Origin of the sequence: Chitinophaga sp. (assembly GCF_039596155.1) — a bacterium.
In the GTDB taxonomy this organism is placed as follows: Bacteria; Bacteroidota; Bacteroidia; order Chitinophagales; family Chitinophagaceae; genus Chitinophaga.
The window spans coordinates 22,525-36,185 of the sequence record NZ_JBCNKF010000022.1 but is presented as its reverse complement, the minus strand read 5'-3'; the positions used below and the strand labels follow the sequence as shown (position 1 = coordinate 36,185).

General features: G+C 40.1%; 19 protein-coding genes. 18 read left to right on the top strand and 1 reads right to left on the bottom strand.

Going from position 1 to position 13,661, the window contains the following annotated elements; all coding sequences use genetic code 11:
* Nucleotides 1-32: 32 nt before the first annotated feature.
* The 13 genes from ABDW33_RS20565 (at nucleotide 33) to ABDW33_RS20505 (ending at nucleotide 10,009) form a co-directional block, all read left to right on the top strand.
* Complete coding sequence (locus ABDW33_RS20565; RefSeq protein ID WP_343691979.1) at nucleotides 33-884, top strand: fumarylacetoacetate hydrolase family protein; 852 nt, start codon at nucleotides 33-35, stop codon at nucleotides 882-884.
* A 114-nt stretch (nucleotides 885-998) separates the two neighbouring features.
* On the top strand, nucleotides 999-1,328 hold the full coding sequence (locus tag ABDW33_RS20560; protein WP_343691978.1) for an L-rhamnose mutarotase: 330 nt from the start codon (nucleotides 999-1,001) through the stop codon (nucleotides 1,326-1,328).
* 54 nt (nucleotides 1,329-1,382) lie between these two features.
* A complete protein-coding gene (locus ABDW33_RS20555; protein WP_343691977.1) occupies nucleotides 1,383-2,210 on the top strand; it encodes an amidohydrolase family protein in 828 nt (275 codons plus the stop codon).
* A 90-nt stretch (nucleotides 2,211-2,300) separates the two neighbouring features.
* Nucleotides 2,301-3,083, top strand: a complete 783-nt coding sequence (locus ABDW33_RS20550; protein ID WP_343691976.1) for an SDR family oxidoreductase — start codon at nucleotides 2,301-2,303, stop codon at nucleotides 3,081-3,083.
* Between the two features lie 30 nt (nucleotides 3,084-3,113).
* Nucleotides 3,114-4,361: an L-fucose:H+ symporter permease gene (gene fucP, locus ABDW33_RS20545; protein WP_343691975.1), complete on the top strand. Its 1,248-nt coding sequence runs from the start codon at nucleotides 3,114-3,116 to the stop codon at nucleotides 4,359-4,361.
* On the top strand, nucleotides 4,358-4,798 hold the full coding sequence (locus tag ABDW33_RS20540) for a hypothetical protein (RefSeq protein ID WP_343691974.1): 441 nt from the start codon (nucleotides 4,358-4,360) through the stop codon (nucleotides 4,796-4,798). The genes fucP and ABDW33_RS20540 overlap by 4 nt, the downstream gene beginning before the upstream one ends.
* A 3-nt stretch (nucleotides 4,799-4,801) precedes the next feature.
* Nucleotides 4,802-5,221: a hypothetical protein gene (locus ABDW33_RS20535; RefSeq protein WP_343691973.1), complete on the top strand. Its 420-nt coding sequence runs from the start codon at nucleotides 4,802-4,804 to the stop codon at nucleotides 5,219-5,221.
* Nucleotides 5,222-5,608: 387 nt separating this feature from the next.
* Entirely contained in the window at nucleotides 5,609-5,995 is a 387-nt protein-coding gene (locus tag ABDW33_RS20530; RefSeq protein ID WP_343691972.1) for a hypothetical protein, read from the top strand.
* 38 nt (nucleotides 5,996-6,033) lie between these two features.
* Nucleotides 6,034-6,402 carry a hypothetical protein gene (locus ABDW33_RS20525; RefSeq protein WP_343691971.1) on the top strand — a complete coding sequence of 123 codons (369 nt, stop codon included), beginning with the start codon at nucleotides 6,034-6,036 and terminating at the stop codon, nucleotides 6,400-6,402.
* Between the two features lie 692 nt (nucleotides 6,403-7,094).
* Nucleotides 7,095-7,457, top strand: coding sequence for an immunity 53 family protein (locus ABDW33_RS20520; protein WP_343691970.1), 363 nt, complete (start codon nucleotides 7,095-7,097; stop codon nucleotides 7,455-7,457).
* Nucleotides 7,439-7,873, top strand: coding sequence for a hypothetical protein (locus ABDW33_RS20515; RefSeq protein ID WP_343691969.1), 435 nt, complete (start codon nucleotides 7,439-7,441; stop codon nucleotides 7,871-7,873). Before ABDW33_RS20520 ends, ABDW33_RS20515 begins: the two co-directional genes overlap by 19 nt.
* Nucleotides 7,874-8,451: 578 nt before the next feature.
* Nucleotides 8,452-9,180, top strand: a complete 729-nt coding sequence (locus tag ABDW33_RS20510; RefSeq protein ID WP_343691968.1) for a DUF4262 domain-containing protein — start codon at nucleotides 8,452-8,454, stop codon at nucleotides 9,178-9,180.
* Between the two features lie 529 nt (nucleotides 9,181-9,709).
* Entirely contained in the window at nucleotides 9,710-10,009 is a 300-nt protein-coding gene (locus ABDW33_RS20505) for an immunity 53 family protein (protein ID WP_343691967.1), read from the top strand.
* Nucleotides 10,010-10,092: 83 nt separating this feature from the next.
* Here ABDW33_RS20505 and ABDW33_RS20500 read toward each other — a convergent pair whose 3' ends face one another.
* Nucleotides 10,093-10,320, bottom strand: a complete 228-nt coding sequence (locus ABDW33_RS20500; protein ID WP_343691966.1) for a transposase — start codon at nucleotides 10,318-10,320, stop codon at nucleotides 10,093-10,095.
* A 159-nt stretch (nucleotides 10,321-10,479) separates the two neighbouring features.
* Here ABDW33_RS20500 and ABDW33_RS20495 point away from each other — a divergent pair, with 159 nt between their 5' ends.
* The 5 genes from ABDW33_RS20495 (at nucleotide 10,480) to ABDW33_RS20475 (ending at nucleotide 13,575) form a co-directional block, all read left to right on the top strand.
* The gene (locus ABDW33_RS20495; protein WP_343691965.1) at nucleotides 10,480-10,971 is read left to right on the top strand and encodes a hypothetical protein; all 492 of its coding nucleotides are present in this window, start codon (nucleotides 10,480-10,482) and stop codon (nucleotides 10,969-10,971) included.
* A 29-nt stretch (nucleotides 10,972-11,000) separates the two neighbouring features.
* Nucleotides 11,001-11,318 (top strand): hypothetical protein, encoded by a 318-nt coding sequence (locus ABDW33_RS20490; RefSeq protein WP_343691964.1) that lies wholly within the window; start codon nucleotides 11,001-11,003, stop codon nucleotides 11,316-11,318.
* Nucleotides 11,319-11,458: 140 nt separating this feature from the next.
* On the top strand, nucleotides 11,459-11,758 hold the full coding sequence (locus ABDW33_RS20485; RefSeq protein ID WP_343691963.1) for an immunity 53 family protein: 300 nt from the start codon (nucleotides 11,459-11,461) through the stop codon (nucleotides 11,756-11,758).
* A 63-nt stretch (nucleotides 11,759-11,821) separates the two neighbouring features.
* Nucleotides 11,822-12,529: an MbnP family protein gene (locus ABDW33_RS20480; protein WP_343691962.1), complete on the top strand. Its 708-nt coding sequence runs from the start codon at nucleotides 11,822-11,824 to the stop codon at nucleotides 12,527-12,529.
* 26 nt (nucleotides 12,530-12,555) lie between these two features.
* Complete coding sequence (locus ABDW33_RS20475) at nucleotides 12,556-13,575, top strand: cytochrome c peroxidase (protein ID WP_343691961.1); 1,020 nt, start codon at nucleotides 12,556-12,558, stop codon at nucleotides 13,573-13,575.
* Nucleotides 13,576-13,661 lie beyond the last annotated feature (86 nt).

Here is a 13,661-nt window from a genome sequence, read left to right as displayed (position 1 = left end):
TGTTTAGTAAACAAACAAAGTACAATTAACATATGAAACTGATACGATTTGGAGCACCGGGAGCTGAGAAGCCGGGAGTGGTAACCGAAGCTGGCATGTTCGATGTAAGCGCATTCGGTGAAGATTTTGGAGAGCAATTTCTGGCTACAGATGGCTTAAACCGTCTGGCTGCATGGTGGGCACAAAATGAAAAAAATTGTCCTTCCGTGCCTGCAGGTACCCGTCTGGGAAGCCCGGTTACAAGGCCTTCCAAGATCATTTGCATTGGTCTGAACTATGCTGACCACGCCAGGGAAACAGGAGCCGCTATTCCACAGGAACCAATCGTATTTTTCAAGAGTACTACAGCGCTGGTAGGTCCGAATGATGACGTGATCATTCCGCGCAACAGTGTAAAGACTGACTGGGAAGTGGAACTGGCCGTTGTAATTGGCAAAAAAGCCAGCTATATCGAGGAGAAAGATGCCCTGGATTATATAGCAGGTTATGCATTGCACAACGACTACAGCGAGCGTGAGTTCCAGCTGGAACGTGGCGGACAATGGGTAAAAGGAAAAAGCAATGATACCTTTGCACCGTTAGGCCCCTGGCTGGTAACCAAAGAAGAAATTAAAGATGTGGATAACCTGCGTTTGTGGTTAACCCTGAATGGCAAAACCATGCAGGATGGTACCACCGCGAACCTGATCTTTAAAATTCCTTTCCTCGTTTCCTACCTCAGCCAGTTTATGACCCTGCTGCCGGGCGATGTCATCTCTACCGGTACACCTGCAGGCGTTGGTTTGGGAATGAAACCAAATGTATACGTAAAAGCTGGTGATGTAATTGAACTGGGTATTGATGGCCTGGGTACATCCAAACAAACAGCTGTTGCTTTCAAATAAGCATGCGGTAAAATATTTTGTTGCGGTCAGACTGCTTTTGCCGTCTGACCGCTAAATTTTCCACTTACTGCATTTCTGACATATATTCCCTTTAAACTTGTAATTTGCTTGGATATGAAAAGGCACTGTCTTGCGTTAGACCTGAAGAATGATCCAACTTTGATCGCTGAGTACGAAGCGTATCACAAAGAAATATGGCCCGAAATTAAAAAGAGTATTTTAGACAGTGGCATCGTGAACATGGAAATCTACCGTATCATGGACCGCCTGTTTATGATCATGGAAGTAGACGATTCCTTTTCATTTGAAAAGAAAGCTGCTGCAGATGCTGCTAACCCGAAAGTACAGGAATGGGAAGCGCTGATGTGGAAATACCAGCAGGCATTGCCAGTGGCTAAGCCTGGCGAAAAATGGATATTTATGGAGAAGATCTTTGCCTTGTAAGAAGAGAACCACTGCAACAGAAAGATTTAGTAAGGAAGCAAACGTTATGAAAAAATGATCATAGACGCTCATCAGCATTTTTGGCAATACCATCCTGTAAAGGATGCCTGGATCACCGATGATATGAAAGTGATTCAGCAGGATTTTATGCCACATCACCTGCAACCGGTTTTGGCACAAAATAATGTAGATGGCTGTGTTGCTGTACAGGCAGACCAGTCAGAAGTAGAAACTGATTTCCTGTTGGACCTTGCTGCCACACACGATTTCATCAAAGGTATTGTGGGCTGGATAGATCTGCGCGACGAAGCGCTGGAAGGAAGATTGGCGCATTACAGCCAGTTTTCCAGACTGAAAGGTTTCAGGCATATCGTTCAGGGAGAACCTGATCCTGCATTTATTATCAGAGAAGACTTTTGCAGGGGCATACACCTCCTGTCCAAATATAATTTTACTTACGACATCCTGGTATATCCTATACAGTTACCGGCGGTAGCAACGTTTGTACAGAAATTTCCAGATCACCGTCTGGTCATTGATCACCTGGCCAAACCTTATATCAAAACCGGGGATGTAGACAACTGGGCTAAACAGATGCGGGCCATCGCGCAGTACCCGCATGTATATTGCAAACTCAGTGGCATGGTTACCGAAGCAGACTGGAATAACTGGGAACCGGCACACTTTGCGCCATTCCTGGAAGTATGCCTGGAAGCTTTTGGCCCGGACAGGTTGCTGTTTGGCTCCGACTGGCCGGTATGCCAGGTGGCAGGTAGCTATGCACAGGTAAAAGGAATTGTAACTGATTTTATCAGTCATTTATCACCAACAGAGCAGGCGAAGATAATGGGTGGAAATGCGATCGCATTTTATGGATTATAAGCATTCGGGTAAGCGGACATACAGATTTACCTGCTACAGGTAGTACCTGTCTAAAGCACAAAATTTCTAAATAATATTTAAATCGTTCACATGGATCTGGGATTAAAGGACAAAGTATTTATTGTTACCGGTGGTGCAAAAGGAATAGGCGAAGCCATCTCCAAACTGATAGCCGCTGAAGGCGGTGTAGCTGTAGTGGCAGGAAGAAACGCAGCTGATAATGATAAAACTGTTGCAGCAATTAAAGCTGCAGGTGGCAAAGCATTTGGCATTGCCGCTGAGCTGGGCCAGGTGGAAGATTGCAAAAAAGTAATTGAACTGGTGGTGGCTGAATATGGCCGTATCGACGGACTTGTAAACAATGCCGGCGTTAATGACGGTGTTGGGCTCGAAAATGGCAGCCCTGAAAAATTCATGGCTTCTCTCCAAAAAAACCTTTCTCACTACTATAACCTTGCGCATTATGCGCTGCCTTACCTGAAAACAACGAAGGGCAGTATTTTAAATATCGGTTCTAAAGTGGCAGATACCGGCCAGGGGAATACCAGTGGCTATGCTGCATCCAAAGGTGGCATCAATGCACTGACCCGTGAATGGGCAGTTGAATTGCTGCCTTACAGCATTCGTGTAAATACGGTGATCCCTGCTGAGGTATGGACACCACTGTATGAAAACTGGATCAATTCATTGCCTGATCCAAAGGAAAAACTGGCTGCGATCGTATCCAAAATTCCTTTCGAAAAGAGAATGACCACCTCCGAGGAGATTGCTAACATGACAGTATTTTTATTGTCCAATGTATCGTCTCATACTACCGGCCAGATCATCTATGTAGATGGTGGTTACACCCATCTGGACAGATCTGTGAGCTAATTAATTTTTTCATTTACTAAAATTTCCACAATGGCCGGAGCCGCAATGCCCTCTTCCACAGTTAAGGCAAACATTGATACGAATAAGAGTTACCTGTTTCCATTTATCCTGGTAACAAGCCTGTTCTTTTTATGGGGATTTGCCTATGGGTTGCTCGATATTTTAAATAAGCATTTCCAGGATGTACTGGAAGTGACGAAAAGAAGGTCCACACTGCTGCAGTTCGCTTATTTCGGAGCTTACTTCCTGATGGCATTGCCGGCGGGTTTCTTCATGAATAAATACGGTTACAAAAAAGGGATCCTGCTGGGATTGGTATTATATGCAACCGGTGCATTTTTATTCTATCCGGCAGCAGGTGCACTTAGTTTCAACGGGTTTCTGGCAGCATTGTTTATTCTGGCCTGCGGACTGGCCTGTCTTGAAACTGCCGCTAATCCATATGTAACTATCCTGGGTAAAAGTGAGACGTCCGAATTTCGCCTCAACCTTTCCCAGTGCTTTAATGGTGCCGGCTCTTCCTTAGGTGCTTTCATCGGTGGACAGTTGTTCCTGGAAGATAAAACAGGTGTTGCAAATGCAGCAAAAGACCTGTCGATTGTACAGATGACCTATATCGTAATCGGTATCGTGGTTGTACTGATCGCTATGTTCTTTTTCCGCACGCCACTACCCGAAATCAGGGAAGACAGAGAAGCGGGAAATGATGCGGCTGCCAAAGCGAAGCCATTATTTTCTCATTCCCACTTTATCTGGGGGATCATTACGCAGTTCTTCTATGTAGCTGCCCAGGTAGGTGTAGCGGCGTTGTTCATTAATTATGTTACCGAATACTGGCAGGGTACGACCAGCAAACAGGCTTCATCCTTACTGGCTATTGCACTGGGATTATTCCTGGCTGGCCGGTTCGTAGGTACAGCGATCATGCGGAAAATAAAACCCAATAAGCTGTTGATGATCTACGCATTTATCAATGTGCTGCTTTGTATGGTTGTTATTGCTGGCCAGGGAGAGCTCTCTGTATATGGATTGATGGCTATTTTCTTCTTCATGTCTATCATGTTCCCGTCCATTTTTGCGTTAGGAGTAAAAGATCTGGGTGTTCATACGAAGAGAGCTTCTTCCTTCCAGATCATGGCTATTGTAGGTGGAGCAGTAGTGCCTTATGTAATGGGTACGTTAGCTGACTTACAGTCTACAGCGGTGGCGTATGCAGTACCGATGATCTGCTTCGCGGTGGTGTTCTACTTCGGCGGGTGGGGGTACAGACAAAGATGATTCTCATCATAAAATATAAAAAACGGGTGCGTCATAATAATGAGGCACCCTTTTTTTTTGTAAGTATTCGGGTAATTATGATTACAATCTCATGTAGATCGACAGACGCTAATAATAGAGAATATGGCGCTAAGATAGATGGAAATTCCACTAAAGAATTGAAGGCGGGTCCGGTTGGTGACCCTGCTAAAGGCAAGAACGCGACTGTCACTTCTACAGAGCGAGTTGATATGCATAGTCATCCTAGTGGTAAAAGGAAAGTTAAATTTCCAGATGGAGGGACAGGAACTGCTTCATGGGTGCAACCCTCGTCTAAGCAAGATATGATTACTCAGGTTGGTCAAGGATATGTGTTAGGGATGGGAACGCAGATAATTTATATTTACACAAACAAGGGTGTTGTTGCAATAATACCAATATCAACCTTTAAAAAATAAAAGATGAAATGCAGTTTATTTATTTTTTCAGTTGTATTAATGTCATTTACTTTTAAAAGTGATAATAATTTGCTTTATCAGAAAGCATTACTAAATCATTTTTCTAAAACAAATACCGATACTATTTACATTTTGAAAGGTTTTGATATAGAGATACCTTCTAAAGTTGGTAAATATACTATTATCGATATAAGTGATAATACTAAATCTTTTATCGTTAATAAACCATCCTTGTATGCTGTGAAATTAATGCCAATTGAAATGAATAATGGTATTATTGAAATTACTCTTATTGACTATTTGATAAAAATCGATGGTAGTGAAGTTCTTCTTTATAATAACGGAAGCGCCGTTTATAGCTACAAGTATGAAATCCGGAAGAAGAAATATATGTTTTTGAGAAAAGAAAGTCATGCTATTTAAGATAATAGAGGCCTAAATGAGTAATCCCGTCCTGAGGATATTGAATATCCGAATATCTATAGTATAGCAAATACAATCTTCAGAGAATTTAAATTACTATCTTTTGAATAAACACTGGTGGCGGATGATCTTTGGGGAATTCTTTGCAGTGTAACAAGAAAGTTCCTACAACCAACACTTTACCTGATGGAACCGTTAAACCAGGTAAGCTAAGAATCTTACCCGCTACACCACAAGAAACTCCGCCAGGTAATAACTTAAGAAATTAATATGATGGATACAAAAAGTTTAATGGCAATATCAAAGGAAATGCGATCGCTTATCAAGTAGGGCAGAAAATTGGTGATGCTGCTGCTACTTATACCGGAATGCTTCAAGCATTAGGAGGTGGCGCAGGAGAGTTTTTTTAGTAGTGGTTCCGCTACTGCTATTGCAGTTCCAGTTGGGATTCATGGAGTAACTGCTGCTACTCTTGGATTAAAAAATCTGTTTTCAAAATCCGATGCATCTGCTGAGGAGAGTCCTGGAAAGAGGCAAAGAAATTGGTTGCCAGATAAGGGAGAACCTAATTCAACTCAAACAAATAATTCCGGAAATACTACAAAAAAATATGGTCCTGATGGTAACGTACAAAAGGAATATAATGAAGGGCATACCCATCCAAATACTCCGCCCCATGAAAGAGTTCCTCACGTTCATGATTATAAACCCAATCCCCGCAACCCACCAGGTAGAGGAACGCGTCAAGACGGTAGGGCACCGAAAAAGGAATGAATTAAAAAAAGATTTTGGAATTTCAACAAACAAGTAAAATGGAACTTATTGCCTTAAATGAAGACTTAATTAATATGTTATCTGATAAACTAACTATCTTGGATAGCCAACTATCTAAGATAGACATCTTTGAGGACGAGAATGAGGAATTAATAATTGATATCTATTTAAAATTATGTTATTCAAAACCAAAGGGAATTAAGGTTAAAATTAGGTTTATTGGAATAGAAGAATATTCTTTCTTTTATACTAAGGACCGTTACTTTTATTTTATCCAAAGGTTAAAGCTCTTTAAAAAAGAGCATCATTATTATCTTTCTATGGATCCTGTTGATGAAAAAGAGGAAATCAGTGTAGAAGATCAGGACTTCATTCTTTGTAATTCTATAGAAGGATATTTTATCTAAAGTTTTATATAAATTAGTTGAGGGTGCATCATAGCTGGTGCACCCGTGCTTATTTAGCTACAGAGTAAGGATTGATCTAGGGATACCCTCTGGCAGGAAAGGATCCAATGATAGTCATTTTAACTTAGATATAGGAGAAGTGAGGGAGAAAGGAAGATATTTCTTATCCCCTGATCGAAAATATTATGCCCGTTTGTTTGGCTCAATGGATAGCGAAAAGGTTGAATTTTTCACTGTATTTTATAACAAAAAGAAAGAAGAAATAAGAAGAATTAAGATACTGGAAGAAGATCCGTGTCTATATGAAATCTGCGATGTTGGATGGGTTAGAGACAATTCTTCCACCTTCCGTGTTCATCAAGGGTTTAAGAAGAATATCTTTTGGGACGCTCGATTAGACTTATAAGAAGTGACAGAATTGTATGTTAGTATCTTGATGCCCGTGATTGTTTATAATTTTACTCGTTTAATAACCTAAATATCCTCATACTCCACCCAAACCGGAGGTATTTGCCCGTTGTTTTTATTCAATTTACAAACCATCTGAGCAATTTTGCCGAGTGATTTTTAGAAGCAATAAGTAATTGTTGTGCTGAAGATTTACCGGCGGTTATCTTTAACATCCCCGAGACGATTAAGGTTTGTATGTATGTCTTAGATACTCAAATTGATTTAAAAAAAATATATATAATATGTCAGAAATACTTTCATGGATTACACAATGGATGAATTCTCAATGTAATGGAGATTGGGAACATATGTATGGAATAAAAATTGGTACAGCTGATAATCCTGTCTGGTACGTTACAATTGATTTAGCGGAAACTGAGCTAGAAGATTTAGAAATGGAAACAGATGTGACAGAAAATGCTGAAGATGATTGGTTTTTCTATAAGGTAAAGAATAAACAATATTTTGGCGCTGGTAATCATTCTAACCCCCATGAGCATCCATATATTCAGAATCCTACAGGAGGAACTCCTATGCGTAGTAAACAGGCGCAACCTTTAAACGCAGAATATCAAAGATATTTACAATGGCTACAACAAAAATAATTATACGAGGATCATCCTCTGAGATCTTGGATGTACAACTGTCTGATATATTGAATTGTATTGACTGTGGCGATCTTTTTTTGTGGTCGTTGCAGTGGATTACTGCTGTAGGTAAACCTGGGGATGAAGAAGTTTTATCCTTTGAGGAATCAGTAAATAAATCTTCCAATGGGCTTTTATATAGTTGGCGGGAATTGCTTGATTTAGCAAATCGTTTTTACCAAATAATAGAACTATTAGTCTGTGGAGATAAGGATCAAATGTCTTTGCGGAGATATGAAAACGACGAAGAAATTATTTTAAGCTACGATTATGTGTTTGAGTTGGTTGATTCTTCTTATTGGCTTGTTAGTAGCAATGATGATAGTGCTATACTACGTATGCAGCGTGAATTGCCAGGAGTATCAGTGTATTAGGACGATAATAAAATGTTTAGCCGCATGCTAATACTTAGTATGCGGCTCATTAATTTTATTATGAGAATGCCTTTTTGGTTTTGTTATAAGTTATGGCCATATTGATAAATTAAGTGCCCAAACCGGAGGTATTTGCCTATGAAAATAGGCCCTTCTCTGGTGTTGCGGATGATGGCAGGGGATAGTATCACAGTTGAGCAGAGCTTAGTACAAGAATACCGGCGCGAGTACTTCGGGTTCCACATCCAGTAGTATGGTAAATGCAATATTGCAGGCATTTTCCGGCAATACGGTGAGTGATGGATTGTAGAAAATGAAAAAATACCCAATATCCCCAAACCTCAAAAAGGTAAAGGAACTGTCGATCCAGCTAACAGGGATAGAAGAGGAAATGTAACGGAAAAGGAAAAAGATGAAATTTACACAGAGCAGAATGAAAAATGTGCCCAATGTGAAACAGAAACCCCTGGAAAGGATATGCAATTCCATCACGTTAAAAGGCATGCGGATGGAGGTGCATCAGCAAAGGAAAATGTTAAAGGTGTTTGTAAAACTTGTCATACTGAACTGCATAAATAATGGAAAAAGAAACGCATAAAGAAGAAATTAAATACAATGTCCAAAAATTTGGATACCATGTAACCTATGTAATTGCTGATATCTCACCAAGCTTTGCATACACTATTGGCTTATCCAACAAGTGCAATTTTGAATTAGTAATTGCTGGTGGAGCATTTTATAACAGAGCTGAAAAAGAAACAATAATTACTGGAATAGCAGATAATATGCTTGAAACCAGTAATAAAAATCCCCAATCCATAAGCCTCGGGGAACTAGGCGTTTTTTTTCTTTTACCTGTAGATGAGTCTTGGAGCAAATTATTCCTACTTGGAGTTTATGACATCTTACAAAAAGAAAATGTCGTGGCATTGCAAATTGTTCCAGATCAAAGTCACTTTACATTGGACATTCCTAAAATGTCTGTGCCATTTAATGTGAATAATGAACCAGTCTGGCAATGGATGGTAAAGGAGTGGAAATATAACGTTTCGAAGGAATCAACAGTCGGCACTGACCTTGATGCCTTAAAAGGCAAGCCAATTATTGAAGTCACAAGATGGGAAGATGACTATTGGGAAATGTATCACGGCGACGGAAATGATATGCCCAAAGATCAAATTCGAGTTGTATCGATAGGAACTATGCTTGGTATTGATCCATCGTTAAAAGCTGCATTAGATGTACCATTAGAAAAAGGATTATATAGGGAAAGTGCAGATGATGATTGGAAAAAATGGAGATGGTAAGTAGAAGTAATTAATAATTCCGTATTGGACTATTAAATTTAAACTAATAACATTCTTTGCTCTAACCTATTTTGGCTAGTGTAAAACACGGATTTAAAAAAAATCAGCAGAGCTGATTTAATTGCGGACGAAACCATTTTAAACGCCGAAATAGCTACCAAAGAAGACCCTGATCTTGTCAACTTCTATCAAAAAACAAAAGGAGTCCTGGCCAGTAAAAAAATAAATTGTTACACAATAGAAACCAATTCTACTGGAGGTATGATAAAAATTCTTGCTGAAACTGTAGAGAAAGTACCTTTGTGATTTAAAAAATAGGTGTGAATCAAAGCCATATCCGCAGAACAAGGTGCTGCAATTTTTAGGTAAATTTATGCAGGGAAAATGTTTGTCAATGGTAATCGACACCTCATGTGAATGACAACATCAAGAAAACAATTCCGGGTGAGGTTCATGCTATCGAACCTGCCGACCTTCCCAGAAATAGTAGGTTTTGGATTCCAGGATCAGTTTAAAATATTAATGTAATATGTCAGAAATACTTTCATGGATTTCACAATGGATGAATTCTCAATGTAATGGAGATTGGGAACATATGTATGGAATAAAAATTGGTACAGCTGATAATCCTGGCTGGTATGTTACAATTGATTTAGCGGAAACTGAGCTAGAAGATTTAGAAATGGAAACAGATGTGACAGAAAATGCTGAAGATGATTGGTTTTTCTATAAGGTAAAGAATAAACAATATTTTGGCGCTGGTGATTTAAGTAAGTTAGAATTTCTACTTTATACATTTAAAAAACTAGTAGAAAATCATAAGGCATAAAATATTTATTATAGATAGAATTAAAACGGGGCTGACTAAAAAGGAGACTATAAAATATATTGTGTAAACACATAGTCAACTGATCAAATTCGATATCTGTTTTCAAAGATAGTAATATATTGACGGAGCACCAGCCCCCAGTTATCGAGCGGCATGCTCCATTTCTTTTCGATGTTCATTATAGCCAGGTAAACGGCCTTCTGAGCCGATGCATCGTCCGTAAATTGAACTTTGGTCTTAGTATACTTACGGATGCCCCTGTTAAGATTTTCGATAGTATTTGTGGTATACATGATTTTTCGAATCTCCATAGGAACCTTCTTTACCATCTACGGATCAAACGTCGCAAAGCACAGCTCAAGATCCTGGCTCTCCCGATAGTAATAATAGCGGGAACACAGGAAATAAACAGGAATCCAAACAAAGGAATAAACCAAATCAAACCGGGACTCCAAACTCAAGTTCAATTGATGGTAAAGACGCCCGGTGTTACTGTAACTACTGCAAGTGGAGGGCTTGCTATCGAAGTAAGTTGTCCAACTATTATTATCGGTACAGCAACAACTGTTGTAGGTGGTATTCTTAGCAGTAATGGAACGTCAAATTTGGCTTCGCAAAGTGGCAGAGTGAATATCGGAGAATATCAATCACCTGGTGATTTGCCTCGTAATCCTAAATCTAAGGAACCGACACCTGATCCTGATGCCACAGGACCACATTCTCAGCTTGGTTCAAGAGAAGGCCGTAATGGAGACTATAACCAAGCTCGCGAATTTGATCAGAATGGGAAGCCAGTTAAAGATATTGACTCTACAGATCATGGTAGGCCAAGTCAACATACTAATCCACATGAGCATCCGTATGTTGAGAATCCTACAGGAGGTACATCCCAACGGGACAATGTTCAGCCTCTCAATGTAGATTTTAGTGGATATTTACCATGGATGCAACAAAGTCATTGATATAAATAAATTCATTAAATAATCGATCTATGTGGACCTCTATTTCTTATGATGAGTTAAACGATAAAATAGTAGAATTTGAGGAAACTCAAATCGGAAAATTGTATAATTTTTGGGTTACAATTAAAATTGAACCAGCAAAATGGAATGAAGAAACTTATGGGTTGGATGGTAAAGGTTTTTGGGCCGTTGCTTTAATTGGTAAATTGGTAATATGGTATAATGATATTGAAGAAGGTTTTAATATTTCGAGGTACAATCACTATGGGGTAATTTCTGAATATAAAAGTAATCAAGATGAATTATATATTACAGTAAGTTTACTTTTGAATTCAATTATGTCATGAAATTCAATGTATTACCGAAGTATTTATATAAATAACAGCGTATAATCATAAATGAAAATCCGCAGGCATCGCCTGCGGATTTTCATTTACATAACAGATTTTTGTTCCTGGAACAATTTAATAATAAATATAATATTGTTATGTCAGAAATACTTTCGTGGATTTCACAATGGATGAATTCTAATTGTAATGGATCTTGGGAACATATGTATGGAGTAAAAATTGGTACCCTTGATAATCCTGGTTGGTATGTTACAATTGACTTGACTGATACAGAACTGGAAAGTTTGGAAATGGAAACAGATGTAATAGAAAATTCTGAAAATGATTGGTATTACTATAAGGTCAAGGATAAAAAATATTTTGGTGCTGGAGATTTAAATAAATTAGAATTCTTACTTTACGCATTTAAAGAACTAGTAGAGAATCATAAGGCGTAAAAGACCGGTTTAGCTTATAAATAAAATAAAACACCCTCCTGTTTTTTTACCTACATTCGGCCCATGAACCGGTTATTCCTATTCCTCTCCCTTCTGATCGGTAACACGGCGGCCTCACAATCCGTCATCCTCACCTTTACCCACGAGGTGAATCACCAGCCTATGCGGCCAAATAAAGCTTATTACACCGCACAGGGCGATACCTTTACCATTACAAAATTCAAATACTATCTCAGTAATTTCTCTTTTACAGATGAAAATGACCAGGTAGTGAAACCTGCACCTGAATACTTCCTGATCAGCGAAGACAGTGCCGCCAGCAAAAAGATCGTGCTCACAGGACTGCCATCGGGGCGATATAAGCGCCTTTCTTTTATGATCGGGGTAGACAGCATCATGAACTGCACAGGGGCACAGAGCGGCGCCTTAGACCCTGTTTACGGCATGTTCTGGACCTGGAACAGTGGTTACATTATGGCGAAGCTGGAAGGGACTTCTCCCTCCTCCCGGTTCCCTGACCATTCCCTGCAGTTTCATATTGGTGGATACCGGGGCGGACACCAGGCTCAGCGAATGGTACAGCTCCAGGTTCCTTTTACAGTAACCGCAGAGAAAACCCCGGAGATCAACCTGGTCGCAGATGCCGCTACCTGGTTCAATGGCACAACGCCCATCCGGTTTAGTGAAACATCCGGGTTTATGACCCCGGGTACGATCGGCGACCGCATCGCAGATAATTACAGCCACATGTTTTCCGTTAAAAAGAAATAATGCATCAGAAGGCAACATATTTTATCTTGGCATTCTGCCTGTTCCTGCTGGGAATTAGTCTCAGGGGGAGAGGGCCGGGGCCTGGTGTCACCTATGTGACACTTCAGTTGCCTGATAGTCTGCCGAAACCCGTGTATGACTTTTCTAAAAATCCGCTGACGAAGGAAGGGATTGCACTGGGTAGGTACCTGTTTTATGATCCGAAGCTATCCCGGGATAGTTCGGTGAGCTGTGGATTTTGTCACCAGCAGTTTGCCGCATTCGGGCATTTTGACCATCCGTTAGCGCATGGTGTATATGGCCGGATGGGTACGCGTTCTGTACCTTCCTTATTCAATCTCATCTGGCAAAAGGATTTCATGTGGGATGGGGGAGTCAATCACCTGGATATACAGCCTATGTCGCCTATTACAGCGGAGAACGAAATGGACATGCCATTGAATGAACTCATAGAGCGACTCAAATGCAATGAAAAATACCAGCAATTATTCAAAGCAGCATATGGTACGGAAGAGGTAACGAGTCAGCGGATGTTCAAAGCGCTGGCGCAGTTCATGGCGACTATGATCAGTTTTGAAAGTAAATATGATAGTGTGAAAAGGCGGGAGCCGGGTGTGGCCTTTACGGCAGAAGAAGCGGGCGGTTACAGCACCTTTCAGCAGAAGTGTGCCGGCTGTCATAAAGAACCGTTTTTTACAGACTTCAGTGCACGGAACAACGGGATACCGTATAGTACGAATATGAATGATATAGGGCGGATGCGTATCACGAACAATACTGCAGATTATATGAAGTTCAAAGTACCATCTTTACGCAATGTAATGGTGAGCGCACCTTACATGCATGATGGCCGGTTCTTTGATATCTTCCAGGTATTTGCCATGTATGATCATGGGCAGGAGAAAGGTAGCACCGTTGACCCTTTAGTACGTGGTATGCAACTATCACCAAAGGAACAACGGCAGCTTTATATGTTTTTAAACACCCTTACGGATACACATTTCCTGAATAATAAAGCATTCAGCGAAGTGATGATCGAAGACTGATTACTTTTTCTTTCTCTTCCAGTCCTGAATAATAAAGCATTCAGTGAAGTGATGATCAAAGACTAACTACTTTTTTTTCTCTTCCA